The organism is Roseovarius halotolerans, from assembly GCF_900172255.1.
Taxonomy (GTDB): Bacteria; Pseudomonadota; Alphaproteobacteria; order Rhodobacterales; family Rhodobacteraceae; genus Roseovarius; species Roseovarius halotolerans.
Window position 1 is genome coordinate 196,678 of the sequence record NZ_FWFU01000001.1, and the last position, 26,486, is coordinate 223,163.

The following is a 26,486-nucleotide window of genomic DNA, read 5'->3' on the forward strand; positions in this document are numbered from 1 at the left end:
TTTGCGTTTACCGGGCGCTGGGCGTGTCAGGCGGGGGGTGCTTTCCCGGCTTCTCTCAGCAGCATCGCCGAAGGCGCCCAATGCGCGCCATGGGCGTCGTGATAGCGGCTTACATCGGCGGCAACGCGGTCAAGCCCGACCTCCTGGGCGTGGAACATCGGGCCGCCGCGGCTGCGCGGAAAACCATAGCCGTTGACGAAGATCACATCGAGATCGCTGGCGCGCTGCGCGATGCCTTCTTCAAGGATCTGGTAGCCGGTGTTGACCAGTTGCCAGAGGCAGCGATGCAGGATCTCATCGTCGCTGACCGGGCGCCGGGTGATACCCTTTTCGCGTGACACCTGTTCGATCAGCGCCTCGACCTCGGGGTCGGGTTCACCGCGCCGCGCGCCTTCGGGATAGCGATACCAGCCCGCGCCGGTCTTCTGGCCCAGCCGTCCGGCTTCGGCCAGCCGGTCGGCGGTGGTGAAGGGGTAGGGGGTTTGCGCACCACGGGCCTTGCGGATCCGATAGCCCACGTCGAGCCCGGCCAGGTCCATCACCGAGAGCGGCCCCATCGCGAGCCCCCAATCGGTCAGCACCTTGTCGATCTGCCAGGGCAATGCGCCCTCTTCGATCAGGATCTGCGCCTCGCGGTTGAAATTGATGAACATGCGGTTGCCCGCGAAGCCGTTGCAGACGCCGACCAGCACCGCGATCTTGCCGAGCCTGCGGCCGAGGTCCATCGCCGTCGCGACAACGTCCTTCGCGGTCTTTTCGGCGCGCACCACTTCGAGCAGCTTCATGATATGGGCGGGGCTGAAGAAATGCAGCCCGATGACATCCTCGGGCCGTCCGGTGGCCGCGGCGATTTCGTTCACATCGAGCGTCGAGGTGTTGGTGGCCAGGATTGCGCCCGGCTTGCAGATCGCGTCGAGCTGCGCAAAGACCTCGCGTTTCACGTCCATCGCCTCGAACACGGCTTCGACGACGACGTCCGCCGCGCCCAGATCGCGCATCGCGACCGAGCCGGTGATAGATGCGAGGCGCGCCTCGGCGGTCTCGGGGGCGAGGCGGCCCTTGTCGCGCATCGCCTCGTAGCTGCGCCTGATATTCGCCAGCCCGGCATCGAGCCGTTCGCGATCCTGTTCCACGATTGTCACGGGGATGCCCGCATCGGCGAAGCACATGGCGATGCCCGCCCCCATCGTTCCGGCGCCGATCACGCCCGCGGTTTCAACCGGGCGCTTGGTGGTATCGGCGGGAATATCGGCGATCTTGGCGGCCTGTCTTTCGGCGAAGAACACATGCCGCATGGCGCGCGATTCCGGCGAGGCATTGAGCGCGGTGAAGGTCTCGCGTTCCCATGCCAGCCCCTCGTCAAGCGGGGTGGTATAGGCCATGCGGACCCCTTCGAGCGCCTTGGCGGGGGCCGGTGCGCCGCGCGCGCGCCTGAGAAAGGGCGCGGCGACCTCGTCAAGATCGCTGACTGCGCCGGGCACGGTCAGCGTGTGCATGTCGCGGCGGGGCAGGCCGTCTTCGGCGGCGCGCGCGATAAGGTCGAGGGCGGCGTCTTCGTCGGGCGCGATTGCACGGGCAAGGCCAAGTGCACAGGCCTTGTCGGCATTGATGGGATCGCCCTTGAGGATGAAGGCCAAGGCCTCGGGGCCGCCGATGACGCGGGGCAGTTTCTGGGTGCCGCCCGCGCCGGGAATGATGCCGAGCTTGATCTCGGGCAAGGCCAGCTTTGCCTTTGGCAGAAGGTAGATATCGTCGCAGCCGAGCGACAGTTCGAGACCGCCGCCAAAGGCGATGCCGTTGATCAGCGCGACGACGGGCGTCCCGCCCTGTTCAAGCTGATCGATCAGGTCCGTCAGGTAAGGCGGTTTGCGCCCGCTGTCGAACTCGGTGATGTCGGCCCCGGCGGAAAAGAACCGCCCCGAGCCGGTGAGCACGATGGCGGCGATGGCGGGGTCGGCATCGAAATCGCGATGCGCCTCGGATATGGCGCAGCGCAGGGCATGGCCCAGGGCGTTCACCGGCTGTCGCGTCATGCGGATGATCCCGAGCGGGCCGCGCGTGAATCGTTCGATGAGATCGGTCATGATAGGGTCGCTTCCCTGCGGTTAGAGTGTGTTTTCGCTGCCCAGGATGGCGGTAGCCTGGTGCGACAGCGTGATGCCGTTACCGTGGCACAGAACGGTTTCTGCATCCGGTATCTGCCGCGCGCCCGCCTCGCCGCGCAGCTGTCGGGTGGCTTCGATCAGGGTGAAGATCCCATACATGCCGGGATGGGTGAACGAGAGCCCGCCGCCATTGGTATTGACCGGCAGCCCGCCGCCCGGTGCGATATGCCCGCCCGAGACGAAGGCGCCGCCCTCGCCCTTGGGGCAAAAGCCCAGATCCTCGAGAAACAGGATCACGTTGATGGTGAAGGCGTCGTAAAGCTGAAGCACATTCATGTCCGCCGGGCCGAGACCGGCCATCGCATAGGCGCGCGCGCCGGAGTCCTTTGCGGCGGTGGTGGTGAGGTCGGGCATTTCGGAGATCGCCCGGTTATAGGATGCCACGCCGCCGCCAAGGAAATAGGCCGGTTTCTGTGCGAGGTCGCGGGCGCGGTCGGGGCGGGTCATCACCACCGCACCCGCGCCATCGGTCAACAGGCAGCAATCGCGCAGCGTCAGGGGTTCGAGCACCATGCGCGACGACAGGACATCTTCCATCGTGAGGTCGCCGCGCTCGAAGGCGTCGGGGTTGAGCTGTGCCCAGGCACGGGCGGCAAGCGCCACCTCGGCCAGGTGTTCGCGCGTGGTGCCGAATTGCGCCATGTGCCGCGCCGCCGCCATCGCATAGGCGGTCATCGGATAGCGCGGCTGATGGGGGATTTCGTAGGTGGGCTGCTCGGCGGCGGGGACCATGCGCCCCGCGCCGGTCCGCATGGTCGCGCCGTAACAGATCAGCGCAACGTCGCAGAGCCCCGCCTGAAGCGCCATCGCCGCCGACATCGCGTGCGCCACGAAGCTGGAGCCGCCGGTATTGGTGCCGTCGATCCAGCGCGGCGCGATGCCGAGATATTCGATGGTCGAGATGGCGGGAAAGGTATGGCTCATGTTGGCGCAGAAAAGCCCGTCGACATCCGCCAGGGACAAGCCGGCATCTTCAAGCGCCGCGCGCACTGCAAGTGCCTGAATATCCATCGCGTTGAAGCCGGGGGCTTCGCCGAGGCCTGCGGTGCCGACGCCCACGATGGCGGCGGCGCCTTTCAGCGTGTTGCTCATGTCTTGCTCTCCTCGGGATCGAACAGCACGACGCGCGCGCCGTCCTCGCCTGCGATGCGGGCGCGCACGCGCATCCCGATGCGGATATCGGCGGCGGGCGTGTCGGGCAGGCGGCTCATGATGCGGGGGCCTTCGTCGAGATCGACGAGAATGATGGCGTGTTCGGTCGGGCGATCGTCGCCGGGTTTGGGGCGGCGGTGCAGGACCGAGCGGGTATAGACCGTTCCAAGCCCCGATGCCGGTGCCCATTGCAGCGAAAGCGAGTGGCAGTGCGGGCACAGAATGCGCGGCATGAAGATGGCGCTGCCGCAATCCTGGCAGGTCTGAAGCCAGAGCCGCCCATCGGCCACATGCGCTTGAAACTGCTGGTCGGGGCCGGTCGGGGGCGGGCCGGGGCGATCCGGGCTGGCTGTCATGTTTCCCTCCTCTGCGTGGCGCGGGTGATTTCGGGGTGATAAATCCGAATGCGTCCGCTTTGCAAAATTGTATTTCAATAATGTCTAGCACCCGCTATCCTGGGTGACAAGCCCGCGATCTGTGGATGAAGGGTGGCTTGCGCGGGGCGGTGATGTTGCCTATCAACGCGTGCTTTGCCAGCAAAAGGAGGGCGGGTCATGAGCGAGGACGAGCAGGGCCAGGCGACGGACCGTCAGTTTGTCACCTCGCTGGCGCGCGGGCTGCGGATCATCGCCGCGTTTCGCCCCGACGAGCGGGCGCTGAGCAACCAGGAGCTTGCCGCGCGCACCGGGCTGCCGCGACCCACGGTGTCGCGCTTTACCCATACGCTGCGCAAGCTCAACTACCTTGCCTATCACGAGCGCGCGGGGCGCTATAGCCTGACGCCACGGGTAATAGAGCTGGGCCATGCCGCGCATGTCAGCACTGGTATCCGCGATATCGCCCGCCCGGCGATGGAGGCGCTGTCGGAGATCGGGGCGTTTTCCGTGGCGCTGGGCGTGCCGAGCGGCCTTGAAATAAGGTATATCGAGTTGGCGCGGCGGCCTGAGGCGATTGTTCTGAACCTTGAGGTCGGGGCGCTGGTGCCGATGCTTCAGACGGCGATCGGGCGGGCCTATCTGGCGGGGCTTTCGCAGGAGAGGCGCGCGGAGATCCTGAGCGATCTGGCCCGCGCCGACCCGGCGCTTTTCGCCGCCCAGGAGGAGGCCGTGAACGCTGCCGTCGCCGGATTCGAGGCGCGCGGATACGCGGCGTCGATGGGCGGCTGGTGGCCCGAACTTCATGCGGTGGCGACAACGATCAGCGTTGTCGATGGCGCCGATCCGCTGTTGCTGTCGGTGTCGGGCCTGTCTTCGGTCATGACGGCTGAGCGCATCCGGGAGGAATACGCCCCGGCGCTGATGAACAGCGCACAGATCATTCAGAGCCGTATGCGGCGGCTGTATCCTGACTAGGTGTTGCGGAGCGAGATGAGGGGGTTCAAGCTCCCGTAATTTCGCATAGCGAACTAACATTCCGAAAATATTGACTCGTTCATCACCTTGGCGGATAAGCGGCTGAACAGAGCTTTCCGGGGAGGAACAACGATGCCATCCGATACAGTCACCGCGGCCCCGCCCGCCGCAGGCGCGACCGCGGATTTCGGGCTTTCCGACCAGCTTTCCGGCCTGATGAACCCGCAAAGCGTGGCCGTGGTGGGGGCAAGCGCGAACGCCGAGGGCTGGAGCGGCATGGCGGTGCCGGTGCTGCGCCGCCTTGGCTATACGGGCAAGATATTCCCGGTGAATCCGAAATACGAAGAGCTGAACGGGCTGCCCTGCTATCCGTCGGTTTCGGCCATACCCGAAGAGGTGGACGCCGCGCTGATGTTCGTGCCGCAAAAGGTGCTGCCGGACATTCTGGAAGATTGCGGACGCAAGGGCGTGCGCGGAGCGGTCATCCTGGCCTCGGGGTTCTCGGAGACCGGCGAGGAGGGCCGCGCGCTGGAAGAGCGCCTGCGCGAGGTCGCCAACCGCAACCGGATCGCGATCTGTGGCCCCAACTGCCTTGGGCTGGCCAATTTGGACAGCGGATTCATGGGGCTGACCGCCGCGACGTTTCCCGAGGATATGTCGGCGGGCCGAACCGCGCTGATATCGCAAAGCGGCCAGTTGCTGATGGTGCTGCTGGCGCGGGCGCATGACCAGGGGGTGCATATGCGCTACCTCGTGTCGACCGGGAACGAACTGAATGTCGAGGCGGCGGATTACGCGGGCTGGGCGCTGAACGATCCGCAGATCGCGTCGGTGGCGATGGCGCTGGAAGGGCTGCGCACGCCGTCGCGTTTCCTTGAACTGGCGAGACGCGCGCGCGAGGCAGAGAAGCCGCTGATCGTTCTGAAGCTGGGCCGCAGCCAGCGCGCGGCGCGCACGGCGCTGGCCCATACCGGCAAGATGGCCGGCGCGTTTCGCACCTACGAGGCGGTGTTCCGGCAGAACAATGTCGTTTCGGTCGACGATCCGCTGGAGCTGGCGGAGGTGGCGGCGCTGTTCGAGAAATGCCCCGCGCCGCGCGGTGAGCGGATATCGGTCGTCACCTTCTCGGGCGGGTGGAGCGGGGTCGTTGCGGACCAGGCCGAGGCACTGGGCCTGCCGATGGCGGATTTCACGGAAAAGACCGAGGCGGCGCTGCGGCCGCTGCTGGATTTCACGCCGCCGGTGAACCCGCTGGATTTGTCGGGGAACGTCAACAACCATCCCGAACGCTGGGGTCAGAGCCTTGAGGCGGTGCTGGCGGACGAGAACACGGATATCGTGGTGGTGTTCATTCATCAGGTGCGCGAGGCATGGCGCGGGCGCCTAATTTCGCCGGTGCTGGAGCTGGCGCGGCGCTCGGACAAACCGATCCTTGTGGTCTATGACGGCGGCAAGGTGGTCGAGGCTGGCTTTGACCAGCTGGCGAAGGATCGCAGCCTGCCGATCTATCGCGGCAGCCAGCCCGCGCTGAAGGCGCTAAAGCGGTTCGTGGATTACCACAGGCGTGCGAATGTCACCGCGGATGACACGCCGCGGCCTGATCTGCCCGACGGGGCGGCCGCGACCATGAAGGCGCAGCTTGCCGGGAACGGGCGCAGCCTGTCGGAACATGCCGCAAAGGCGGCGCTGCGTGCCTATGGCCTGCCGATGGTGGGTGAGCGACTGGTCATGAGCGAGGCCGAGGCGCTGACCGCCGCCGAGGAAATCGGTTTCCCGGTGGTCATGAAGGGGCTTGCCGACGGACTGGAGCACAAGAGCGATGCAGGTCTGGTGCATCTGAACCTGAAGGATGCAGGCGGCGCGCGTGCGGCCTATGGCGATCTTGCCGAAAAGCTGGCGGGCCAGACATTGAACGGGCAGCCTGCGCCTTGTGTCGTCCAGCAGATGGTGACGGGCGGGGTCGAGGTGATCCTCGGTATGCAGAACGATCCTGATTTCGGGCCGATGATCCTTGTCGGCGTGGGGGGCGTGATGACCGAGCTGCTGGACGATGTGGCGCTGCGCCGTGCGCCGCTGAGCCGGCGAGACGTGAAGGACATGATCGGCGAAACCCGGCTGGGGATGTTGCTGCAAGGATACCGGGGCGCGCCGCGCGCGGACCGTGCAGCCCTTGAGGATGCCATTCTGAGATTGTCGGATCTGGCGGTGGAGCATGCGCAGGAGATCGAGAGCATCGACATCAACCCGCTGCTGGTGCTGCCCGAGGGCGAAGGCTGTGTCGCGGTGGATGCCCTGATCGTAAAACCGGAGGAGGCCACCCAATGACCGATCTGTTGAACAGCCCCGAAGACATGGCGTTTCGCAAGGAGATCCGCGATTTCGTCGCCGCAGAGCTGGACCCGGATACGCGTGCGAAGGTGGTGCGGGGCGCGCCGCTGGTGCGGGACGATTTCATGATGTGGCACCGCAGTCTCTATCAGAAGGGCTGGGCCGCGCCGGGCTGGCCCAAGGAACATGGCGGGCCGGGATGGAGCGCCCGCCAGCGCCTGATCGCGGATGAAGAGCTGTTCCGCCTGCACACGCCGCCCTTGCCGGGTTTCGGCTTCAAGATGATCGGACCTATCCTGATGCGCTTTGGCTCGACCGCGCAGCAGCAGCGGTTCTTGCCGCGCATCCTGTCGGGTGAGGATTGGTGGTGCCAGGGGTTCAGCGAAACCGGCGCGGGGTCCGACCTTGCCGCCCTGCGCACCCGCGCCGAGCGCACGAAAGGTGGCTGGCTGATCTCGGGATCGAAGACCTGGACCACCTATGCGCAATACGCGAACTGGATCTTCTGCCTGGTGCGGACCGACCCGGATGTAAAGAAGCAAGAGGGCATCTCGATGATGCTGGTGGATATGTCGGCGCCGGGCCTGACGCGCCGCGGAATCCGGTTGATGGACGGCACCGAGGAGGTGAACGAGATTTTCCTGGACCAGGTCTTTGTCCCGGATGACATGGTGGTCGGCGAGATCAACATGGGCTGGACCTATGCCAAGGCGCTGCTGGAACACGAGCGCCTTGGGATCGGCGGGATCGGCCGTTCCAAGCATCTGCTGGAAAGGGCGCGGGAGATGGCGCGCGCGGCCGGATGCGAGGCCGAGCCCGAGATCGCCGATGCGCTGGCTGAGTTCGAGATCGACATCATGGCGATCGAGGCGACCACGCTGCGGTTGATGGCGGCGGCGGAGGCTGGGGTCAGAATCGGGGCTGAAACATCGCTGTTGAAGATTCGGGGCACCGAGACGCAACAGGGGCTGACGGAGCTGATGCTGGATATCGCCGGACCATCGGCCTTGCCCGCGCGCGACAGCGGCGCGACCGAGGAACCGTTCGAGAACGTGGCGTTCCAGTTCATGAACTGGCGCAAGCTGTCGATCTATGGCGGCAGCAACGAGATTCAGCGCAGCATCCTTGCCAGCCAGGTGCTGGGACTTTGAAAGAGACATCCATGATACGTTTCGACATTCCAGATGATGAGACCCTCTTGCTGCGCGATACCGCCGAACGGTTCGTTGCAGATCATTACGGCCTTGCGCAGCGCAATGTGATGCTGGAGCAGCCGCCGGAGCAGGTGCCGCCCCATTGGGGCGAGATGGCTGAACTGGGCTGGCTGGCGGCGGCGGTGCCCGAGGCAGCGGGCGGTCTGGGGCTGAGCGCGGCGCAGCTTGTTCCGATGCTCGAGGTGCTGGGACGTGGGCTGGTGCTGGAGCCGGTGGGGCCGGTCGCCATGAAATGCGCCGCGACGCTGGCGCGGGCCTTGCCCGATGCTGGGGCCGAGCTGGAGCCGATCCTGTCGGGTGAGCGTATCGCGCTTGTGGCCGAGGGTGCGCCGGGCGCGCCGGTCAGCGCGGTGAAGACGGGCGGAGCGCTGGTCTTGTCGGGCGTGGCCCCGTTGGTGATGGCCGGGCCCTGGGCTCAGGTCTTCTGGGTGGTGGCCGAGCTTGATGGCGCGCCCGTCCTGATGCGGATACCCGCCGAGGCCGCGGATGTGACGCCCGTGCGCCTGGTTGACGGGCAGGTGGCGGCGCGGGTCTGTTTTGACGGTGTGCGCTGCGCGCAGGAGGATGTCGTGACCGGCTGCGCCGAGGCGCTGGCTTACGGACGGGACATGGCGCTTGTCGGGGTGCTGGCCGAGATGTCGGGGCTGGTCGATGCGCTGCATGGCGCGACGCTGGATTACGTGAAGCTGCGCGAGCAGTTCGGTCGCGCGATCGGGCGGTTTCAGGTGGTTCAGCACCGCATGTCCGAGATGTTCATCCGCCGCGAGGAGGTGCATTCGATGGCACGGCTGGCGGCAGAGGCCATGGAGGGCGACGATGCCGCATTTCGCGGCAAGCTGGTATCGGCGGCGCGCGTGAAGATCGCGAAGGACGCGCGCGTGGTGATGCGCGATGCGGTTCAACTGCATGGCGGGATCGGTGTGACCGACGAACTGGCCGTCGGTCACATGCTGAAACGGCTGCTGGTGCTCTCGCAGGTCGAGGGCGGGCGCGCCAGCCACCTGAAACGGTTTCGCGCGCTGATAGGCCTCTAGAGCGTCATCCCGCCATCGACCACCAGCACATGCCCGGTGACCATGCTGGCCCCGGCGCAGAGGAAAAGGACCGCCTCGGCGATGTCCTCGGGCGACGAGCGGCGCTTGAGCACCGATTGGTCGCGCGCCCATTGCTTGCGCTCTTCGGGCCAGTTCTCGGTCCAGGGGGTCTTGGTCTGGCCGGGCGCGACGGCGTTGACGCGCACTTCGGGCGCCAGCCCGCGCGCAAGGCTTCGGGTCAGGCTGACCAGCCCGGACTTGCTGGCGGCATAGGCGATCGAGCTGCCCTGCTGGCCGATCCCGGCAATCGAGGTCATGTTGACGATCGCCCCGCGGCTGGCCTTCAGCGCGTCGGCGGCCGCATGGGCGCAGCGGAACGCGCCGATCAGGTTGGTGTTCAGCAGGAGCTGCCAGAATTCCTCGGTCATCTTGTCGAGCTGCGAGGGCGGAATCTTGTCCGGGGTGCCCGAGGTTCCGGCGTTGTTGACGAGGTAGTCAAGCCCGCCAAGGGCCTCGATGGCGGCGGCGGTCATGGCCTCGGCATTGCCGGGGACCGAGACATTGCCGGGCGCGGAGATCACGTCCAGTCCTTCGGCGCGCAACTCGGACAGCCTGGCCGGGCCGGTCGGGTCATCCTCGAGATGGTTGATCGCCACTTTTGCCCCCATCCGGGCCAGCATCGTCGAGGTCGCAAGCCCGATTCCCGATGCGCCCCCTGTCACCAAGGCGGTCTTGCCCGCGAGGTCGGCGGTAATCATGTGTCTTCTCCTTCGAGGTCTTTCAATTGTGCCTTGAGCCTGAGCAATTTCAGGTCGCGTTCGCGAAACAGCGCGTCGGCGGATGCATCGCCATAATCGTAGAAGCCGGCCCCGGCGCGCACGCCGGTGCGCCCGGCGGCGATCAGCCGGTCGAGCGTGGGGCTTTGCAGCATGTTCGCGGGCGGCTCATACGTGCCGCCCTCAATGCCGAGGCGCGCCATTTCCAGCCCGGTGAAATCCAGCTTTTTCATATGGCCCAGCACGGCGAGGCGATGGACCAGACCGTGGCGGATGGACTGGTCTATGTCCTCGGCGCTTACCCAGCCCTCGTCGATCATGCGCAGGCATTCGAGGTTCAGCGCCTGTTGCAGCCGGTTGGCGATATAGCCCGGCACGAGGCGGTCGAAGACCAGCGGTGCCTTGCCGAACCCCTTGTAGAGGGCGTGCAGGGTTTCGATCACCTCGGGCGCGGTCTCGGGCCCCGGCGCCAGATCGACCAGATCGATGATATAGGGCGGCGTATACCAATGGGCGATGGCGGCGCGCGACTGACGCGCCGCGGGGATCAGCGGGAAGGGATCCAGATAGGACGTATTGCTGGCTATGACCGCGTATCCCGGGGCATAGCGGTCGATCTCGTCATAAACGATTCGCTTCACATCGGCTTTCTCGACCACGGCTTCGACCACGAGATCGGCGTCGCGGACCGCGTCCGGCAAAGACTCGGTATAGGTGATCCGCTCAAGCGCTGTCCGGGCATCGGAAGCCGAGACCGCGCCCGCATCGACAAGGGTGGCGCTGGCGGCTTCGATGAGTGCGGGCGCGGACCTGAGCACCTCGGGGCTGCTGTCATGCAGGCTGACCCGCTGCCCGCCAAGCGCATGAACCAGTGCCAAAGCGTGGCCCATCGTGCCTGCGCCGATCACGGCGGTCTGTTCGATTCTCATGGCCTGTCCTTTCGGGTTGGGTTGTTCGGGTGGGAGGCCCTTGATCCGTGCGCTCACGTCGTGGCGCGCCGGATCAGTTCGACCCCGAGATCGAGATTCTGCTTGGGCGCCGAAGGATCCGCGAGCCGGGCAAGAATATGGTCCGCGACGGCCTCGCCGATCTCGTTGCGGGGTGGGCGAATGGTGCTGAGCGCCGGGTTCATATGCGCGGCGATATCAAGATCGCCATAACCCAGAATGGCCAGATCCTGAGGAATGCGCAGCCCCGCCCTTTCGGCGGCGAACATGGCGCCAGCGGCCAGCATGTCGCCGGAAAAGGCGATGGCGCGTGTCTCGGGCTGGGTTGCCAGAACCCGCGCGAGTGCCTTGCAGCCTTCGCCAAGATCGCGGCTGCTGACATCCAGGATCTGGGCCTGCCTGCCGGTGGCCGCGAGGAACTCGGCGGCGAAACCCCCGGCGCGGGCACGGGCGCGGGTGTCCTGCTCGAGCAGGGCGCCGACATAGGCCACGTGCTCAAAGCCCTGCGATGCGAAATGCTGCCCTGCCAGTCGGCCCGCAGCGCGGTTGCTGAAGCCGATGCCGGAATCGATCGGGCGCTCATCGTGATCCCACATCTCGATCACGGGGCAGGCGGTGGCCGAAAGGATGCTGACCGTGCCGCGCGTGTGGTCGCGCCCGGTCACCACGAGCGCGGAGGGATTCCAGCTTGAAAAGGCGGTGACGATGCGCTCCTCGCGGTCGGAGTCGTAATCGTGCTGGCCGATCATGAGTTGATAGCCCTTGGCATCGAGCAGGGCGCTCATCCGGTCCAGCGTGGCCGCGAAAAAGGAGTTGGTGAGGCTGGGCACCACCACCCCGATCAGTGGCGTGCGCGCGCCCGCCAGACTGCCGGCGATGCGATTGGGCGCATAGCCGAGGCGCGTGGCGGCCTCCTGCACGCGCAGGCGCAGTTTCTCGGACACGGTTTCCGGCGATTTGAGCGCGCGCGACACCGTTGCGGGCGAGACGCCTGCGACGCGGGCGACTTCTTCCATGCGCACGCGGCGAGGTCCGTTATCTGTCTGGTTTGTCCGGGTCACGAGGCATCCACTGCAAGATATGAAAGCGAAATCATTATTGCGCATTTTATTGGAATAGCAATTCAAAATATATGTTGAAAATATAAGTGCAATTTGTGAATGTTCATTTTGAAAGCGCTTTCACGAATCGCGCATGAACGAGATTTGACAAGGATTTGACGCCATGCCTGCCAAGACTTCCGCACCCATGAACGGAGCCCGCTACATCGCCGAATCCTTTGACGCGCTCGGGGTCACACATGTGTTCTTCATGGACGCGATCCTGCGGCCCACATTGGTGGAAATGGAATCTCTCGGGATCACCCGGATACTGGCCCATTCCGAGAAATCCGCGGCCTACATGGCGGATGGATATGCCCGCGTCAGCGGCCATGTCGGGGTCTGCATGGCGCAGTCGGTGGGGGCGGCCAATCTGGCCGCGGGCTTGCAGGACGCCTATCTGCACCGCGCACCGGTGGTGGCGCTGACCGGGCGCAAGGAGCCGATGCTGCGATATCGCAACGCCTATCAGGAGGTGGATCATACCCCGCTTTATCAATCGGTGACCAAGGCCAGCATGGATGTGGCCGAGGCGCGAGAGCTGCCGCATCTGCTGGCGCAGGCTTTCCGCATGGCGGTAGACGGGTCGCCCCGCCCGGTGCATCTGGATGTGAACGGCCTCGGGGGCGAAGTGATCGAACGCGGCGAGGTGCCGGATGCGGTCTTGCCCGAGCCGGTGCTGGGGCGTCTTCCGGTGCATCGACCGATTGCCGCGCGCGACGCGATCGCCGCCGCCGCCGAGCGCCTGATGCGCGCGGAGCGGCCGATCATGGTGATCGGGGCCGGCGCGATACAGGTCGATGCCAATGCCGCGATCCTGAGCTTGGCCGAGCGCTGCAACATCCCTGTCGCCACGTCCCTGGGCGGGCGCACGATCATTCCGACGACCCATCCCCTGCATGTCGGCACGGTCGGCACCTATTCGGCGCCCCCGGCCAACAGGCTGGTGCATGAGGCGGATCTGGTGATCTTCGTGGGCTGTCATGCGGGCGACCAGCCGACCAACAACTACACCGTTCCCGCGCAGGGCACGGCGATCATTCAGATCGATCTCGACGGACAGGAGATCGGCCGCAACTATCCCGGTGTGACGCCGGTCTGGGGATGCCCGCGCCAGGCGGTGACCGATCTGGACGCGGCGACAACCGCGCGCAGCGATTGGGAGGCCTGGGCCGCGCATGTGGGCAAGGTGGTGAAAGACTGGCGCGCCGACATGGAGCCGCTGGCCACGTCCGACGTCGCCCCGATCCGGGTCGAGCGCCTGTGCCGCGCGATTTCCGATGCCCTGCCCGAGAATGGCGTGCTGGTAGCCGATACCGGCTATTCCGGCATCTGGACGGCGACGATGCTTGACCTGCCGCATCCGGGGCAAAGCTATCTGCGCGCGGCGGGCTCTCTGGGCTGGGCCTATCCTGCGGCGCTTGGGGCGCAATGCGGGGCGCCGGAGCGGCCCGTGGTCTGTTTCTCGGGGGACGGGGCGTTCTACTACCACCTGTCCGAACTGGAAACGCAGCGGCGCTGGAACATCCCGGTGGTGACGGTCATCAACAACAATTCGGGGTTCGGGCAGGGAACGCCCAAGGTGGCGTCATTCTACGAGGGGCGCACCGGGTCACCCGAGGAGATCAACCGTTTCGGCCCCACGGATTTTGCCGCCATCGCGCGGGATTTCGGGGTCGAGGGCATCCGGGTCGAAGATCCTGCCGAACTTGGTCCGGTTCTGGAGCGCGCCATCGCCGCGCGCAAGCCGGTGCTGATTGACGTGGTGACGGATATCGACCCGCGCGCGCCGGAAGCCTGGAACCCGCCCGCCATCTGATCGAAAGGGGCGGAAAGCACGAAAGCGGCGCGGGAGGTCTCCCGCGCCGCGCGGCCATCAGATGACCATTGCCTGACCGCCGTTGATGTCGAGCGAGGCGCCATTGACGAAACCGGCTTCCTCTGACGCGAGGTAAGCGACGGCGGCGGCGATGTCCTCGACCGTGCCGTGTCGGCGGACCGGGATGGATTGCAGAACCTTGGCGCGCTCCTCCTCGGACTGGCGTTCCGACAGCAGGCGTTCGACGCGCGGTGTCAGGATCGCGCCGGGGCACAGCGTGTTGCAGGTGATGCCCGCCGGGCCGAATTCCTGCGCGATCTGAAGGGTGAAGGCCTGCATCGCACCTTTCGAGGCGGCGTAGTTGGCGCCCGCGAACAGGCTGCCGAAGCGGCCCGCCTTGGAGCCCATGTTGATCACGCGCCCATAGCCTGCGGCCACCATATGCGGCAGAACCGCCCGCGTGGTGCGCACGCAGGCGGTGACATTCACCGACATCACCCTGTCCCAATCCTCTTCGCTTTGTTCGAGAAAGCGGAAGGGCGTGTGGAGTGAGCCGCCGATATTGTTGACCAGGATGTCGATCTGCCCGCTTGCGTCGAGCATCCGGGCAACGGCGGCGTCGATCGCCGCTGCGTCGGTCATGTCGAGTGCCATGCCGGTCACGTCGAGGCCTGCATCGCGGGCCTCCTGTTCGGCCTCGGCGAGGGCGTCGGCGTCACGATCCCAGATCGTGACGACGGCCCCTTCCTGCGCCAGCCGGAACGCCATGGCGCGGCCAAGGCCGCTGCCGGCGGCGGTGATCAGGGCGCTGCGGTTTTCAAAGCGGCGCATTGTCCACCGCCTCGTGATGGCTGGCTGCGGGGTCGACCTTGACGTCGATGACGACCGGCCCGCCCATCTTGTGGGCCTCTTCCAGCGCATCGCGGATTTCGCCGGGGTGATAGACGCTCATCCCCTTGGCGCCCATGCCTTCGGAGACCTTGGCGAAATCGACATCGTTGAAATCGACCGCGATCTGCTTGTCGCCGAGGTTGTCGCGCACCATGCCAAGACCGGCATTGTTGGACACCAGGAAGACGACGTCCAGGTTCTGCTGAACGGCAGTCGGCAGAACCTGCACGGTCATCATGAAGCCGCCATCGCCAGACAGGCAGGTCACGCGCTTTTCGGGGCGCACGATCTTGGCGGCCGCTGCGGCAGGGCCGCCCCAGCCCATCACGCCGGTGCCGCCCGGCACCAGAAGCTGCCCCGGATAGGGCGTGCGCAGGCCGAAGGTCGCCCAGATCCGCTGTGCACCGGCATCGAGGGTGACCAGATCGTCCGGCCCGAGGAAATCCTGCAAGCCGCGCACGACATCGGTGTGATGCACCGTGCCCTGTGCCGACGGCAGGTCGGGCAGATCGAAATAGCCGCAGCGCTTCTTCATATCCATCCCGTGACCGATGCGCGGCGTGGCGCGTTCCTCGGAAAGGCCGAATTCCTCGAGCATGGCCAGCACATCGGCGACATCGCCGGTGATCGCGTGATCCACCGGGTAGACCCAGCCGGAATTGCGCGGGTCGATATCGACCTGAACGAGCTTCTGATCGCCGGGGCGGATCAGGCCGGGGTCGCGGAAGCGGGTGTAATCCGGTCCCATCGACGCGCCCAGCATGATCACGAGGTCCGATTGCGCCACGACGCGATTCGCGGTCGGGTGTCCCCATGTGCCCAGCATGCCCGCGCAGACCGGCGAGGTCTCGGCGATGACGCCCTTGCCGTTGTAGCTGGTGGCGACCATGATGCCGGTCTTTTCGGCCAGCGCCTGCAGGGCCTCGCCCGCCTCGGCGGCGTTCACGCCGTTGCCCGCAACGATCACCGGCCGCTCGGCGGCGTCGATCATCCGCGCGAGTTCCGCGACCGCCGCCTTGTCGGGGCGTGCGGGCGTGTAGCTGAGGTAGCCGCCCGTGGGATAGATCGCCGGCTTGGCGTCCTCGGGAAATTCCTGACGGATGATCGAGGTCTTCATGATCACCGCCGCCGGGCCCATCCGGGGCAGGGATGCATGTTTCACGGCCATCTGCGTTCCGAACACCGCCTCTTCGGGCGAGGTGGCATATGTGCTGTACTTGGTGATCGGCTTGAGCGAGGCCAGCGCATTCGCGCCGCCGTAATCGCCGGTCATGGTCTGGTAGCAGCCCATCTGCCCGTAACCGTCGTAATCGGACGTCTCGGTCAGAACCACCATAGGCGAACCGGCGAAATGTGCCTCGAGAATGCCGAGTCCGCCCATCGTGGTGATCCACGGGCCTTGCCCCATCAGGACCGAAGGCTTGCCGGTCAGGCGGCCTGCGGCCTGCGCCATGATCGACGCGATCCACTCGTTGCGGCACAGGACGACGTCGAAATCGTCCTTGGCGTCGTAGAAGGCGGGCAGCGACCAGGTCACGCCCAGTCCGGGCAGCGTAAAGGCGCGTTCGACACCGCTTTCGATCAGCGTGCGCACCACCATTTCATTCGTCTTCGGCATGGGTTTTCCGTCTCCTCCCGGATTGGGGCCAGCCGCGCATAAAGGCCCGGCAGACCAATTGTTTCCGTGCCAAAGGCTATCGGGTTGGAATTTCACTTGCAATCAAAATTGAAATTGTGTTTTAAAAATAGTCAGAGCGATGTTCGGGCAGCGGCAGAGGAGGCCGCATTCCTGGGGCAGCGCGGTGAAAGAGCGGAGGAGGCAGGCCACATGCAACGGGCAATCCGCGCCGCGTGCGCAGACGTGATGACGATGCGCATGTCACTGGCTGCCGTGACAAAGATCATACAGGGGGGGCGATGACGCCATCGCGAGAGCTCATTTTCATCACCGGCGCGACCGGGTTCCTTGGGTCCTGGATCATTTCCCGGCTGGTCGACCGCGGGATCGGCGTGGTTGCGACCGATATCAGCGACGATCACAGCCGGTTGGCCCTGCTGAAGCCCGACCTTCCCGAGGGGTTGGTGGATTTCAAGGTCTGCGATGTGACCGACGGTGCCGCGCTTGGGGCGATGATTGCCGAGACGCGCCCGACCGGCATCATCCATCTTGCGGCACTTCAGATCCCGCAATGCCGCGATATGCCGGGGCGTGGCGCGGCGATCAATATCGGTGGCCATATCAACGTCTTCGAGGCCGCGCGCCAGAATGGTATCGAGCGGATCATCTACACCAGCTCGATCGCCGCGAAACCGCGCGGCCCGGCGAACGCGCCGTCGAACCTCTATGGTGTGTTCAAGAAAACCGGCGAGGAGATTTCCCGCATCTATTGGCAGGATTACCAGCTGGCGAGCCTCGGTCTGCGGCCCTATGTGGTCTATGGCGTGGGGCGCGATGACGGTGAGACATCGGCGATCACCCGTGCGATCGAGGCCGCGGCGCTGGGGCGGCCTTATGAAATTCCTTTCACCATGCGCAGCTGCTTTCAATATGCCGGGGATGTGGCCGATGTGTTCGTCAAGGCCGTGACCGGCCGCTGGGGCGGGGCGCTGTTGTCGGATGTCACGAAGACGGTTCACACCACGGCCGACGTCTTGCGCGCGATCCAGGAGGTGGTGCCCTCTGCGCGCATCACCTGTGCGGGGGACGAGCGGATATCGCCCTGCGAAGGATTCGACACATCCGAGCTCAGGAACGTGATCGGCGATATCGGGGAAACGCCCCTGTCCGAGGGTATCCGCGAGACCGTCGCGCTCTACCGGTCGATCGCGGAACGGAATGCTGCCGGGTCCGGCTAACGGCGTGTTTGCCTTCGGCCTGCCTTATGGGCTATGTGTGCTTGCCATCATGGTGCATAGCATAACGGTACATGGGACACGGACTTGGTCAGACGAAAAGAAGCCCCGTCCGCCGAGAGCGGGCAAAAGGACTACAGGATCAATTCCGGGCTCGCGCGGGGTCTTGCGGTTCTCAAGGCGTTCGGGCCGGATAACCGGCCCATCGGCAATGCCGAGATCGCGGCGCGGGTGGATCTGCCCAAGGCGACGGTGTCGCGGCTGACCTTCACGCTGACGGAGCTTGGTTATCTCGATCATGACGAGGAAACCGGCCGTTATTCGCTGGGGCCGGCGGTTCTGACCTTGGGCTATGATGTGATGGCGCAGATGGAGATCCGCGATATCGCGCGCCCCTACATGCAGGAACTGGCCGAATATGCTGATGCCAGCGTCTACCTCGGAACGCCGAGCGGTTCGGAGATCATCTATGTCGAAGCCTGCCGCACGCCTGCGTCGATGGCGATCCGGCTTGGCGTCGGCTCGCGCATTCCGATGATCAGCACCGGCATGGGGCGTGCCTTTCTGGCCGCGCTGCCCGAGGCCGAGCGCGAAGCGCATATGGCGTCGATCGCGTCGCAATTCGGGGATGACTGGCCCCAGGTCGAGGCGCGCGCCCGCGCCGCAATCGCACATGCGGATGCGCATGGATATGCGCTGAGCGACGGTGACTGGATCGCCGAGGCGAATTCGGCGGGCGCGGTGATCCGGCGGCGTGACGGATACCCGGTCTATGCGGTCAATGTGGGCGGTTTGCGCTCGATCATCACGACAGAGCGACTGGAGCAGGATCTAGCCCCCCGCCTTGTGGCGGTGGCGCGCAAGATCGAGCACATCGCGCGCGGGATGCTCTAGAGGGCATCGTGACCGGTGGCTGGGTCGAGCGCGGATGCGCATCGGGTTGCCGTTTTCACGCGATCTGAATCCCTGCGGGTCCCGATGGGGAAATCCGCCTTCGGCGGGCGTATTTAAGGCAAGATGAAGCCGGGCGCGCGAACGGTGTGCGATCAGGTATCGGAGGGGTGGTTCACGCCATCTACCCAGGGAATCGGCTCGTGGTCGCGCGGGTTGATGCCTTCAAGGCAGCCAAGGTTGATGCCGTATTCATTCGGGTTCGAGCGGCGGCGGTGATGGGTGTAGATGCCGCAGACCGAGCAGAAGTAATGCTGCGCTGTGCCGGTGCCCCATTGATAGAGCGTGAGCTTGTCGGCGCCGCGCAGGATTTCGACACCGTCGAGCGGGGCAGAGACCGCGGCGGCGCCGCGGCGCCGGCAAAAGGAGCAGTCGCAGCGCCGGGCCGTGGCAAGACCATCGGAAAGCGTCACGCGAAGTTCGACCGCGCCGCAATGACAGGCGGCTTTGAGAGGGTTGCTCATTTGCGCCGCCTCACGCGGGGGATGGGCGTGCGCCGGTAGGTGTAGCGCGCCTCGGGATGTGGCGGATGGCCATCGGTGCGCCGCCAGTATCGGGTGCCGCCAAGACGCAGGAAGATTGGCAGGGTCAGGACCAGCCCGACAATGAACCCACCGGCATGCGCCCAATAGGCGACGCCGCCGCCCGTGGGGTCGGCTCCAAAACCGTTGAAGAGTTGCAGCCCGAACCAGAGCCCCAGCATGACCCAGGCAGGAACCGGGATGATCTTGACGATGAAGATGATGATCAGGAGAACATCGACGCGGGCCTTGGGATAAAGCAGGAGGTAGCCGCCCATGACCCCGGCAATCGCACCCGAAGCGCCCACGGTCGGCACCTGCGAATAGGGCGCCGAGATCAAATGCGCTGCCGCGGCCCCGAGGCCGGATGCGAAATAGAAGGCGAGATAGCCGAGATGGCCCATCTCGTCTTCGAGATTGTCGCCGAAGATCCAGAGGAACAGCATGTTGCCGAGAAGATGCATCCAGCCGCCATGCAGGAACATCGAGGTGAACATGGTCGGCCAGGTGCCCTCGCTGCTGACCAGAACCGGTGTCATTGCCCAGTCGTAAAAGAAAAGGTTCAACTGGCGGGGATCGGTGAAGAGGGGCCAGTAACTGACGAACACCACCACGTTGATCGCGATCAGCGCGTAGGTGACATAGGGTGTGCCCCCCGAGGGGTTGTGATCGCGGATCGGGAACATGCCGGAGTGTTGGCGCGCCGCCGCCGGATGGTCAAGCGAAACCGCGTGCGCCCGCCGGGGGGGACCGGAGGGCGCGGATCAGTGCGGTCACGCCATACCGCCCAGCAGTGCCGCGTTGCCGCCCGCTGCCGTGGTATCGACGCAGACATGGCGTTCATGAAGCACATGGCCGGTATCGGGCAAGCCGCTGATCAGCGGCAGGATCGGTCCGCTGCGCCGGCTGAGGGCCTGGGCATAGGCGCGCGCCGCGCTGGCGTCGCCCCAATGCAGCGCGCCCGCGATCCCGTCGAGATCGCGCAGCGTTTCGGGCGCGATATGGCCGGTTGCCGCCACCGCGATACCGCCAAGGTCACGGACCGCGCGGGCCTGTGTCTCTGCCGTCGCCTGGCCCGGCCCGAGGCAGAGCAGCGCGGGACGGGTATGGGTCGTCAGGCGGTTCGATTCACCTGTCGGCCCCGGCAGCACGAGCGCTTCGCGCCGTTCGGCCTGCTGGCTGTTGGCGCGTTTAAGCGCGGCTTTCAGCTCGGTGATGGGCATGTCGCCGCTCCAATTCCCGTCGCCGCCCGAAGCGGGTGCGGTCTGACGCGTGAAGCGCGCAAGGTAATGCGGGCCGCCGGCCTTGGGGCCGGTCCCCGACATGCCCTCGCCGCCGAAGGGCTGCGAGCCGACGATGGCGCCGATCTGGTTGCGGTTCACATACATGTTGCCCGCGTGGATACGGTCGGTGACATGCTGCACGCGGTCGTCGATCCGGGTTTGAAGCCCGAAGGTCAGCCCGTAGCCGGTGGCATTGATCGCGTCGATCACGCTGTCCAGCTCATCGGCGCGGAAGGTTGCGAGATGCAGGACCGGACCGAAGATTTCGCGCTCCATATCGGCGATGCCGCCGACTCGGATCAGGCTGGGCGCGATGAAAGTGCCGGTATCGGGTGATTTCAGCGTGTGGATCAGGCGCCCTTCGGCGCGGGCCTGCTGAATATGTGCGGCGATGGCGCTGCGGGCCTCGTCGTCGATGACCGGGCCGACATCAGTGGACAGGTTCCAGGGCGCGCCGATGGAGAGCGCGTCCATCGCGCCGGTCAGCATCTCGATGAAGGGTTTAGCGATGTCTTCCTGCACATAGAGGCAGCGCAGCGCCGAGCAGCGCTGGCCGGCGGACTGGAAGGCGGATTCGACGATCGCCTGCACGGCCTGCTCAGGCAGGGCCGTGGAATCGACGATCATCGCGTTGAGTCCGCCGGTTTCCGCGATGAGCGGCGCACCGGGGGCGAGGTTTTCAGCCATTGCAGTGCGGATCTTGAGCGCGGTTTCGGTCGAGCCGGTGAAAGCGACGCCATCGACGCGGGGGTCCGAGGTGAGCGCCGCGCCGACATCACCCGCGCCTGGGAGCAATTGCAGTGCGGTTTTCGGCACGCCCGCCTTGTGCATGAGCTGCACTGCGAGATGCGAGATGATCGGGGTCTGCTCGGCGGGCTTGGATAGTACCGCGTTGCCTGCCGCAAGCGCCGCGCTGATCTGACCGGTGAAGATGGCCAGCGGAAAGTTCCACGGGCTGATGCAGGTAAAGGTCCCAACGGGCGAGCCCTCGGGCGCGTTGGCCGCGTAGTAGCGCAGGAAATCAACTGCCTCACGCAGTTCGGCCACCGCGTCCATCACCATCTTGCCGGCCTCGCGGTGGACGATGGCGAAGATCTCGCCGAAGTTTTCCTCGTAGAGGTCGGCCACCTTGTTGAGCACCGCCGCGCGCTCGCTGGCGGGCGCGTCCCAAGGGTGGGCCGCATCAAGGGCGGTGTTCACATCGGCCTCGCTGGCAAAGGCGACGGTGCCGGGGCTGTCGGCGGGATCGGCGGGGTTGTTGACTGGTTCAGGAGCCTGCGGCGCGCTCTTACCCGCCAGAAGCGGCGCAGCCTTCCATCGATGGGGCGCGGCGAAGGGGTCGCGCGCGGCGTCGATCGCATCGAGCGTGGGCCGATGCGAGAGGTCAAAGCCCATCGAGTTGCGGCGCTCGGGCTGAAAGAGGTTGGGGCCGGTGGTCAGCCTCGGGGTATCGTCATGGATCGCCTCGAAAGGGTCGCGGGCGACGGTTTCGGGGGCGACGTCCTCGTCGACGATCTGGTTGACGAAGCTGGAATTGGCGCCGTTTTCAAGCAGGCGGCGCACAAGGTAAGCGAGAAGGTCGCGATGGGCCCCGACCGGGGCGTAGATGCGGCAGCGGGTTCCTTCGCCGCGAAGGATGATGCTGTGCAGCGCCTCACCCATGCCGTGAAGGCGCTGGAATTCAAAGGCAGACTTGTCCTTTGCCATATCGAGGATAACGGCAGCTGTATGGGCGTTATGGGTGGCGAATTGCGGATAGATTCGATCCGTCATGTTCAGCAGTTTGCGCGCATTGGCGATATAGCTGATATCGGTCGCGGCCTTCGAGGTGAACACCGGAAAGCCGTCGATGCCTTCGACCTGCGCCAGCTTGATCTCTGTGTCCCAATAGGCGCCCTTGACCAGCCGCACCATGATGCGGCGGTCCAGCCGGGTGGCGAGGTCGTAGAGGAAGTCGAGCGTGGGCGCGGCGCGCTGGCCATAGGCTTGCACCACGACGCCGAACCCGTCCCAGCCCGCGAGCGAGGGTTCGGACAACACAGTTTCGATCACGTCGAGCGAGAGCGACAGGCGGTCGGCCTCTTCAGCGTCGATATTGAGCCCCATGCCTGCCGATCTGGCCAGAAGCGCGAGGGAGCGCAGGCGCGGCACCAGCACGTCCATCACCTGTTCGCGCTGGGCGACCTCGTAGCGGGGGTGCAGCGCCGAAAGTTTGACCGAGATGCCGGGGTTGTCGCGGATGTCGGCATTGGTGCAGGCGTTGGCGATGGCCGAAATCGCGCGCGAATAGCTGAGATGATAGCGCTTCGCGTCGGCATCGGTGCGTGCGGCTTCGCCCAGCATGTCATAGGAATAGGAGTAGCCTTTCTTCTCCATGCCGGCGGCGCGTTTCATCGCGGACTGGATGGTTTCGCCCAGCACGAACTGTCGGCCCATTTCCTTCATTGCGCGCCCGACGGCGGTGCGGATCACCGGCTCTCCGAGACGGCGGATGGCGCCGCGCAGGTGGCCGACGACGCCGGGATCCTCATCCTTGAGCACCTTGCCGGTGAGCATCAACGCCCAGGTCGAGGCATTGACCAGTGGCGAGGCAGAATGGCCCATGTGCTTGCCCCAGTCGGAAGGCGCAATCTTGTCCTCGATCAGGGTGTCGATGGTTTCGGCGTCGGGCACGCGCAGCAATGCCTCGGCCAGGCACATGAGGGCGATGCCTTCGTCCGTGGAAAGGCCGTATTCCGCGAGGAACACTTCCATCAGGCCGGGGCTGGATTCTCCGCGGATTTCGCGCACGAGATCGGCGGCACGCGCGACGATGCGGGCGCGGTCGGCTTCGGACAGCGCGGCCAGCTCTGTCAGCCGGTCTATGGTCGCGGCTTCATCGGCATAGGTGGCAAGGTCGATGGCGCGGCGGATATCGCTGTCATATGGCATGGGATTCCCTCAAGGTGGATTGACCCATCATATCACCGCGCGGTAAGTCATTTTTCCTGAATGCACTGTTTTCGCGATCCATTGCGATACAAAATCAGAGGGCCGCCGATGAATAACGACTATCCAGAGCTGGACCGCTTCGACCGGGCGATTCTCAGGGTGCTTGCGGGTGATGGCCGGATCAGCATCACCGATCTGGCGCGCGAGATCGGGCTGTCGAAATCCCCGACACAGGCGCGGCTGCGCCGCCTTGAAAAGGACGGGGTGATTACCGGCTACAGGGCGCTGTTCGATCCGATCCGTCTGGGTCTGGATCACGTCAGTTTCGTCGAGGTGCGGCTGCACGATACGCGCGAAGCGGCATTGGCCGAGTTCAACGCCGCGGTCACCCGGATCGCCGAGATCGAGCAAGTGCACCTGATCGCGGGAAACTTCGACTACCTGATGAAGGTGCGCACGCAGGATATGACCGATTACCGCCGGGTGCTGGCAGAAAAGATATCGACCCTGCCGCATGTCGCGAACACGTCAACCTACGTGGCGATGCAGGCGGTGAAGGAGAATGCTCTCTCGGATGTTATTTGACCGGGGCGGCATCGCGGTGCTTTGCTGTAATAATGAGAGTCTTGCCTGTCATCCCGTTGCTGTGCGGCCTTGTCGCGGTCGACGCGGCGCTGCCCGGCATGGCGCGGGCCGGGGCCTGCCCGCCGCCGCCTGATCATTCGGAGGCGTTGACGCGCCTGATCGGCGAAATCCGCGCCGCGCCCGATGAAGGCAGTGGCCAGGCGCTGTCCGATCAGATGTGGGCCTTGTGGACCGATGCGCCCGACGCTTACGCCCAGGAGCTTCTCGACGAGGGAATAACTCGGCGCGGCGCCTATGATTTCGAAGGCGCAATCAAGGCCTTCGACGCGTTGGTCGCCTATTGCCCGGATTACGCCGAGGGTTACAACCAGCGCGCTTTCATCAATTTCATCCGCGAGGATTACGACGCCGCGCTGCCGGATCTGGAACGCGCCATCGAATTGTCGCCGCGCCATGTGGCGGCGCTCAGCGGGCAGGCGCTGACGTTCTTTGCGCTGGAGCGCATGCCTGAGGCGGCGCTGGCGCTGCGCCGCGCGCTGGACCTGAACCCGTGGCTGAGTGAGCGCCACCTTTTGCCCGCCCTGGAAGCGGGCGAGGACGAACTCTGAGGCCGCTTTTCGTGGATTTGCACGGGTTTACACCGCAAGCGGAACGGATATTGTCCGCCCCACTGGCCCGCGTGGTGGAATGGTAGACACAGGAGACTTAAAATCTCCAGGCCGAAAGGCCGTGCCGGTTCGAGTCCGGCCGCGGGTACCAGAGTTGGTGCGTCAGCCTTGGCGTCAGTCCTGAACGCCGGAAAACTGCGCCTGCCATTCATCGCGTTGATCGTCGGTGATCTTGTTGAACAGCACTTCGGGCACCATGAAGCCATGCCCTGCCGGCAGATGTGCCAACGCGTTTGCGACGTCATCGGGCCAGGCGTCGTCGCTGGTCTGCATGGCCTTGAGCATCGAAGCCGAGGCATCGGGGATGAAGGGCGAAGAGAGCACCGCGTAGAGACGGATCAGGTTGAGCGCCAGGCGGATCTGGGCGGCGGCCTGCTCGGGGGCTTCCTTGTAGGTGGCCCAGGGCGCGGCCTCTTGCAGGTATTCGTTGCCCTCGACCCAGATCGCCCGCAGCGCCTGAGCGGCCTTGCGCACCTCCATTGCCTCCATATGGCCCTCATAGGCGCGGACCCGGTCGGTGATGTCATCGATCAGAGCGCGTTCACGGGCGCCCATCTCACCGCCATCGGGCACGGCCTCGCCGAATTTGGAGCGGCAGAACTTGGTCACGCGCGAGACGAAATTGCCCAGAACGTCGGCCAGGTCCTTGTTCACCGATTGCTGGAAATTGTCCCAGGTGAATTCGGCATCCGAGCTTTCGGGTGCATGGCTCAGCAGCCACCAGCGCCAGTAATCCGAAGGCAGGATTTCAAGCGCGCGGTCCATGAACACGCCTCGTCCCTGCGAGGTGCTGAACTGGCCGCCATCGTAATTGAGATAATTGAACGACTTGATGAAATCGACAAGTTTCCAATCCTCGCCCGAGCCTATCAGGGTGGCGGGGAAGCTGAGCGTGTGGAACGGCACGTTATCCTTGCCCATGAACTGCGTGTAGCGCACATCGGATGCGCCCTTTTTGGTGCGCCACCAGCGTTCCCAGGCGCTGTCGTCAAGGCTGTGGGCCTCGGCCCATTCGGCGGCGCAGGCGATGTATTCGATGGGGGCGTCGAACCAGACATAGAAGACCTTGCCCTCCATGCCGGGCCAGGGTTCGTCGCCGCGCTTGACGGGGATGCCCCAGTCGAGGTCGCGTGTGATGCCGCGATCCTGGAGCCCGTCGCCGTCATTGAGCCATTTGCGCGCGATCGAGGTGGTGAGGATCGGCCAGTCCTCCTTGGAGTCGATCCAGGCATTCAACTGGTTGCGCATGTTACTCTGGCGCAGGAACAGGTGCTTGGTCTCGCGCACTTCAAGGTCGGTCGAACCGGAAATGGCGCTGCGCGGATCGATCAGGTCGGTCGGGTCGAGCTGCTTGGTGCAGTTCTCGCACTGGTCGCCGCGGGCCTTGTCATAGCCGCAATTGGGGCAGGTGCCTTCGATGTAGCGATCCGGAAGGAAGCGGCCATCGGCATTGGAATAGACCTGTTTTTCGGTCACTTCCTCGATCAGGCCAGACTCGTAGAGTTTGCCGGCGAGATGTTGTGTCAGGCGACGATTCTGGGGGCTGGAGGAGCGGCCGAAATGGTCGAAGCTGAGCCGGAAGCCGCGCGCGAGATCAGCCTGCACCTTGTGCATCCGCGCGCAATAATCGGCCACCGGTTCGCCCGTCTTGGCCGCGGCCAGTTCGGCGGGTGTGCCGTGCTCGTCGGTGGCGCAGAGGAACAGCACCTCGTGACCGCGCCCGCGCTGGTAGCGGGCATAGAGGTCGGCGGGAAGCTGAGAGCCGATCAGCGTGCCCAGGTGCTTGATCCCGTTGATATAGGGAAGTGCCGATGTGATCAGGTGCCTTGCCATCGAGTCCGTCCTGCGTTTAGCGCATATGCGTCAAATTTCCTCCCGTGTAATGCTCAGAGAGGCGAAGGGCCAGAGCCCGCGCG

21 protein-coding genes and 1 tRNA gene are annotated in these 26,486 nt (G+C 65.2%); 10 read left to right on the top strand and 12 right to left on the bottom strand.

Going from position 1 to position 26,486, the window contains the following annotated elements:
* Positions 1-26: 26 nt before the first annotated feature.
* Genes ROH8110_RS01005 through ROH8110_RS01015 form a run of 3 tightly spaced genes read right to left on the bottom strand, consistent with a single transcriptional unit; the run spans position 27 to position 3,673 of the window.
* Complete coding sequence (locus ROH8110_RS01005) at positions 27-2,084, bottom strand: 3-hydroxyacyl-CoA dehydrogenase NAD-binding domain-containing protein (RefSeq protein WP_085815932.1); 2,058 nt, start codon at positions 2,082-2,084, stop codon at positions 27-29.
* 21 nt (positions 2,085-2,105) lie between these two features.
* Positions 2,106-3,257: an acetyl-CoA acetyltransferase gene (locus ROH8110_RS01010; RefSeq protein ID WP_085815933.1), complete on the bottom strand. Its 1,152-nt coding sequence runs from the start codon at positions 3,255-3,257 to the stop codon at positions 2,106-2,108.
* A complete protein-coding gene (locus ROH8110_RS01015; RefSeq protein ID WP_085815934.1) occupies positions 3,254-3,673 on the bottom strand; it encodes a Zn-ribbon domain-containing OB-fold protein in 420 nt (139 codons plus the stop codon). Before ROH8110_RS01015 ends, ROH8110_RS01010 begins: the two co-directional genes overlap by 4 nt.
* A 198-nt stretch (positions 3,674-3,871) precedes the next feature.
* Between ROH8110_RS01015 and ROH8110_RS01020 the strand changes: the two genes are divergently transcribed.
* The 4 genes from ROH8110_RS01020 to ROH8110_RS01035 all read left to right on the top strand — a co-directional run bounded on the left by ROH8110_RS01020 (position 3,872) and on the right by ROH8110_RS01035 (position 9,245).
* Positions 3,872-4,669: an IclR family transcriptional regulator gene (locus ROH8110_RS01020; protein ID WP_085815935.1), complete on the top strand. Its 798-nt coding sequence runs from the start codon at positions 3,872-3,874 to the stop codon at positions 4,667-4,669.
* Positions 4,670-4,801: 132 nt separating this feature from the next.
* A complete protein-coding gene (locus ROH8110_RS01025; RefSeq protein ID WP_085815936.1) occupies positions 4,802-6,994 on the top strand; it encodes an acetate--CoA ligase family protein in 2,193 nt (730 codons plus the stop codon).
* Positions 6,991-8,148: an acyl-CoA dehydrogenase family protein gene (locus tag ROH8110_RS01030; protein ID WP_085815937.1), complete on the top strand. Its 1,158-nt coding sequence runs from the start codon at positions 6,991-6,993 to the stop codon at positions 8,146-8,148. Before ROH8110_RS01025 ends, ROH8110_RS01030 begins: the two co-directional genes overlap by 4 nt.
* An 11-nt stretch (positions 8,149-8,159) precedes the next feature.
* On the top strand, positions 8,160-9,245 hold the full coding sequence (locus ROH8110_RS01035; RefSeq protein WP_085815938.1) for an acyl-CoA dehydrogenase family protein: 1,086 nt from the start codon (positions 8,160-8,162) through the stop codon (positions 9,243-9,245).
* On the opposite strand, the gene ROH8110_RS01040 is transcribed toward ROH8110_RS01035, so the two are convergent.
* From ROH8110_RS01040 to ROH8110_RS01050, 3 genes are read right to left on the bottom strand one after another with little or no spacing between them, the layout of a single operon-like run.
* A complete protein-coding gene (locus tag ROH8110_RS01040) occupies positions 9,242-10,003 on the bottom strand; it encodes an SDR family NAD(P)-dependent oxidoreductase (RefSeq protein ID WP_085815939.1) in 762 nt (253 codons plus the stop codon). The two genes, ROH8110_RS01035 and ROH8110_RS01040, sit on opposite strands and share 4 nt — an antisense overlap.
* Positions 10,000-10,950, bottom strand: a complete 951-nt coding sequence (locus ROH8110_RS01045) for a 3-hydroxyacyl-CoA dehydrogenase family protein (protein ID WP_211330749.1) — start codon at positions 10,948-10,950, stop codon at positions 10,000-10,002. Before ROH8110_RS01045 ends, ROH8110_RS01040 begins: the two co-directional genes overlap by 4 nt.
* A gap of 53 nt (positions 10,951-11,003) precedes the next feature.
* The gene (locus tag ROH8110_RS01050; RefSeq protein WP_211330747.1) at positions 11,004-11,984 is read right to left on the bottom strand and encodes a LacI family DNA-binding transcriptional regulator; all 981 of its coding nucleotides are present in this window, start codon (positions 11,982-11,984) and stop codon (positions 11,004-11,006) included.
* A gap of 232 nt (positions 11,985-12,216) precedes the next feature.
* Here ROH8110_RS01050 and ROH8110_RS01055 point away from each other — a divergent pair, with 232 nt between their 5' ends.
* Positions 12,217-13,887, top strand: coding sequence for a thiamine pyrophosphate-binding protein (locus ROH8110_RS01055; RefSeq protein ID WP_085815941.1), 1,671 nt, complete (start codon positions 12,217-12,219; stop codon positions 13,885-13,887).
* 57 nt (positions 13,888-13,944) lie between these two features.
* On the opposite strand, the gene ROH8110_RS01060 is transcribed toward ROH8110_RS01055, so the two are convergent.
* Together ROH8110_RS01060 and ROH8110_RS01065 are read right to left on the bottom strand one after the other, a co-directional pair.
* Entirely contained in the window at positions 13,945-14,718 is a 774-nt protein-coding gene (locus ROH8110_RS01060; RefSeq protein ID WP_085815942.1) for an SDR family NAD(P)-dependent oxidoreductase, read from the bottom strand.
* Positions 14,705-16,396, bottom strand: coding sequence for a thiamine pyrophosphate-binding protein (locus ROH8110_RS01065; protein ID WP_085815943.1), 1,692 nt, complete (start codon positions 16,394-16,396; stop codon positions 14,705-14,707). Before ROH8110_RS01065 ends, ROH8110_RS01060 begins: the two co-directional genes overlap by 14 nt.
* A 299-nt stretch (positions 16,397-16,695) precedes the next feature.
* Here ROH8110_RS01065 and ROH8110_RS01075 point away from each other — a divergent pair, with 299 nt between their 5' ends.
* Both ROH8110_RS01075 and ROH8110_RS01080 read left to right on the top strand, forming a co-directional pair.
* Positions 16,696-17,634: an NAD-dependent epimerase/dehydratase family protein gene (locus tag ROH8110_RS01075; protein WP_085815945.1), complete on the top strand. Its 939-nt coding sequence runs from the start codon at positions 16,696-16,698 to the stop codon at positions 17,632-17,634.
* Positions 17,635-17,718: 84 nt separating this feature from the next.
* Positions 17,719-18,525: an IclR family transcriptional regulator gene (locus ROH8110_RS01080; protein WP_085815946.1), complete on the top strand. Its 807-nt coding sequence runs from the start codon at positions 17,719-17,721 to the stop codon at positions 18,523-18,525.
* A 152-nt stretch (positions 18,526-18,677) separates the two neighbouring features.
* Here ROH8110_RS01080 and ROH8110_RS01085 read toward each other — a convergent pair whose 3' ends face one another.
* From ROH8110_RS01085 to putA, 3 genes are all read right to left on the bottom strand, one after another.
* Complete coding sequence (locus ROH8110_RS01085) at positions 18,678-19,046, bottom strand: GFA family protein (RefSeq protein ID WP_085815947.1); 369 nt, start codon at positions 19,044-19,046, stop codon at positions 18,678-18,680.
* Positions 19,043-19,789 carry a rhomboid family intramembrane serine protease gene (locus tag ROH8110_RS01090; protein WP_085815948.1) on the bottom strand — a complete coding sequence of 249 codons (747 nt, stop codon included), beginning with the start codon at positions 19,787-19,789 and terminating at the stop codon, positions 19,043-19,045. The genes ROH8110_RS01085 and ROH8110_RS01090 overlap by 4 nt, the downstream gene beginning before the upstream one ends.
* Before the next feature lie 87 nt (positions 19,790-19,876).
* A complete protein-coding gene (gene putA, locus ROH8110_RS01095; protein WP_085815949.1) occupies positions 19,877-23,317 on the bottom strand; it encodes a bifunctional proline dehydrogenase/L-glutamate gamma-semialdehyde dehydrogenase PutA in 3,441 nt (1,146 codons plus the stop codon).
* Positions 23,318-23,425: 108 nt separating this feature from the next.
* Here putA and ROH8110_RS01100 point away from each other — a divergent pair, with 108 nt between their 5' ends.
* The 3 genes from ROH8110_RS01100 (at position 23,426) to ROH8110_RS01110 (ending at position 24,661) form a co-directional block, all read left to right on the top strand.
* Positions 23,426-23,902: an Lrp/AsnC family transcriptional regulator gene (locus ROH8110_RS01100; RefSeq protein WP_085815950.1), complete on the top strand. Its 477-nt coding sequence runs from the start codon at positions 23,426-23,428 to the stop codon at positions 23,900-23,902.
* 32 nt (positions 23,903-23,934) lie between these two features.
* On the top strand, positions 23,935-24,510 hold the full coding sequence (locus ROH8110_RS01105) for a tetratricopeptide repeat protein (RefSeq protein ID WP_085815951.1): 576 nt from the start codon (positions 23,935-23,937) through the stop codon (positions 24,508-24,510).
* Between the two features lie 65 nt (positions 24,511-24,575).
* Positions 24,576-24,661: transfer RNA gene (locus ROH8110_RS01110), tRNA-Leu, on the top strand.
* 23 nt (positions 24,662-24,684) lie between these two features.
* Here the strand turns inward: ROH8110_RS01110 and metG are convergent.
* Positions 24,685-26,403 (bottom strand): methionine--tRNA ligase, encoded by a 1,719-nt coding sequence (gene metG, locus ROH8110_RS01115; protein WP_085815952.1) that lies wholly within the window; start codon positions 26,401-26,403, stop codon positions 24,685-24,687.
* Positions 26,404-26,486: the final 83 nt, after the last annotated feature.

Coding starts and splice junctions, on each gene's coding strand:
- ROH8110_RS01040 (WP_085815939.1), bottom strand. CDS start 10,003: ATGATTACCGCCGACCTCGCGGGCAAGACCGCCTTGGTGACAGGGGGC.
- ROH8110_RS01075 (WP_085815945.1), top strand. CDS start 16,696: ATGACGCCATCGCGAGAGCTCATTTTCATCACCGGCGCGACCGGGTTC.
- metG (WP_085815952.1), bottom strand. CDS start 26,403: ATGGCAAGGCACCTGATCACATCGGCACTTCCCTATATCAACGGGATC.
- ROH8110_RS01015 (WP_085815934.1), bottom strand. CDS start 3,673: ATGACAGCCAGCCCGGATCGCCCCGGCCCGCCCCCGACCGGCCCCGAC.
- ROH8110_RS01065 (WP_085815943.1), bottom strand. CDS start 16,396: ATGCCGAAGACGAATGAAATGGTGGTGCGCACGCTGATCGAAAGCGGT.
- ROH8110_RS01020 (WP_085815935.1), top strand. CDS start 3,872: ATGAGCGAGGACGAGCAGGGCCAGGCGACGGACCGTCAGTTTGTCACC.
- putA (WP_085815949.1), bottom strand. CDS start 23,317: ATGCCATATGACAGCGATATCCGCCGCGCCATCGACCTTGCCACCTAT.
- ROH8110_RS01100 (WP_085815950.1), top strand. CDS start 23,426: ATGAATAACGACTATCCAGAGCTGGACCGCTTCGACCGGGCGATTCTC.
- ROH8110_RS01010 (WP_085815933.1), bottom strand. CDS start 3,257: ATGAGCAACACGCTGAAAGGCGCCGCCGCCATCGTGGGCGTCGGCACC.
- ROH8110_RS01060 (WP_085815942.1), bottom strand. CDS start 14,718: ATGCGCCGCTTTGAAAACCGCAGCGCCCTGATCACCGCCGCCGGCAGC.
- ROH8110_RS01085 (WP_085815947.1), bottom strand. CDS start 19,046: ATGAGCAACCCTCTCAAAGCCGCCTGTCATTGCGGCGCGGTCGAACTT.
- ROH8110_RS01045 (WP_211330749.1), bottom strand. CDS start 10,950: ATGAGAATCGAACAGACCGCCGTGATCGGCGCAGGCACGATGGGCCAC.
- ROH8110_RS01005 (WP_085815932.1), bottom strand. CDS start 2,084: ATGACCGATCTCATCGAACGATTCACGCGCGGCCCGCTCGGGATCATC.
- ROH8110_RS01090 (WP_085815948.1), bottom strand. CDS start 19,789: ATGTTCCCGATCCGCGATCACAACCCCTCGGGGGGCACACCCTATGTC.
- ROH8110_RS01035 (WP_085815938.1), top strand. CDS start 8,160: ATGATACGTTTCGACATTCCAGATGATGAGACCCTCTTGCTGCGCGAT.
- ROH8110_RS01055 (WP_085815941.1), top strand. CDS start 12,217: ATGAACGGAGCCCGCTACATCGCCGAATCCTTTGACGCGCTCGGGGTC.
- ROH8110_RS01025 (WP_085815936.1), top strand. CDS start 4,802: ATGCCATCCGATACAGTCACCGCGGCCCCGCCCGCCGCAGGCGCGACC.
- ROH8110_RS01030 (WP_085815937.1), top strand. CDS start 6,991: ATGACCGATCTGTTGAACAGCCCCGAAGACATGGCGTTTCGCAAGGAG.
- ROH8110_RS01050 (WP_211330747.1), bottom strand. CDS start 11,984: ATGGAAGAAGTCGCCCGCGTCGCAGGCGTCTCGCCCGCAACGGTGTCG.
- ROH8110_RS01105 (WP_085815951.1), top strand. CDS start 23,935: ATGAGAGTCTTGCCTGTCATCCCGTTGCTGTGCGGCCTTGTCGCGGTC.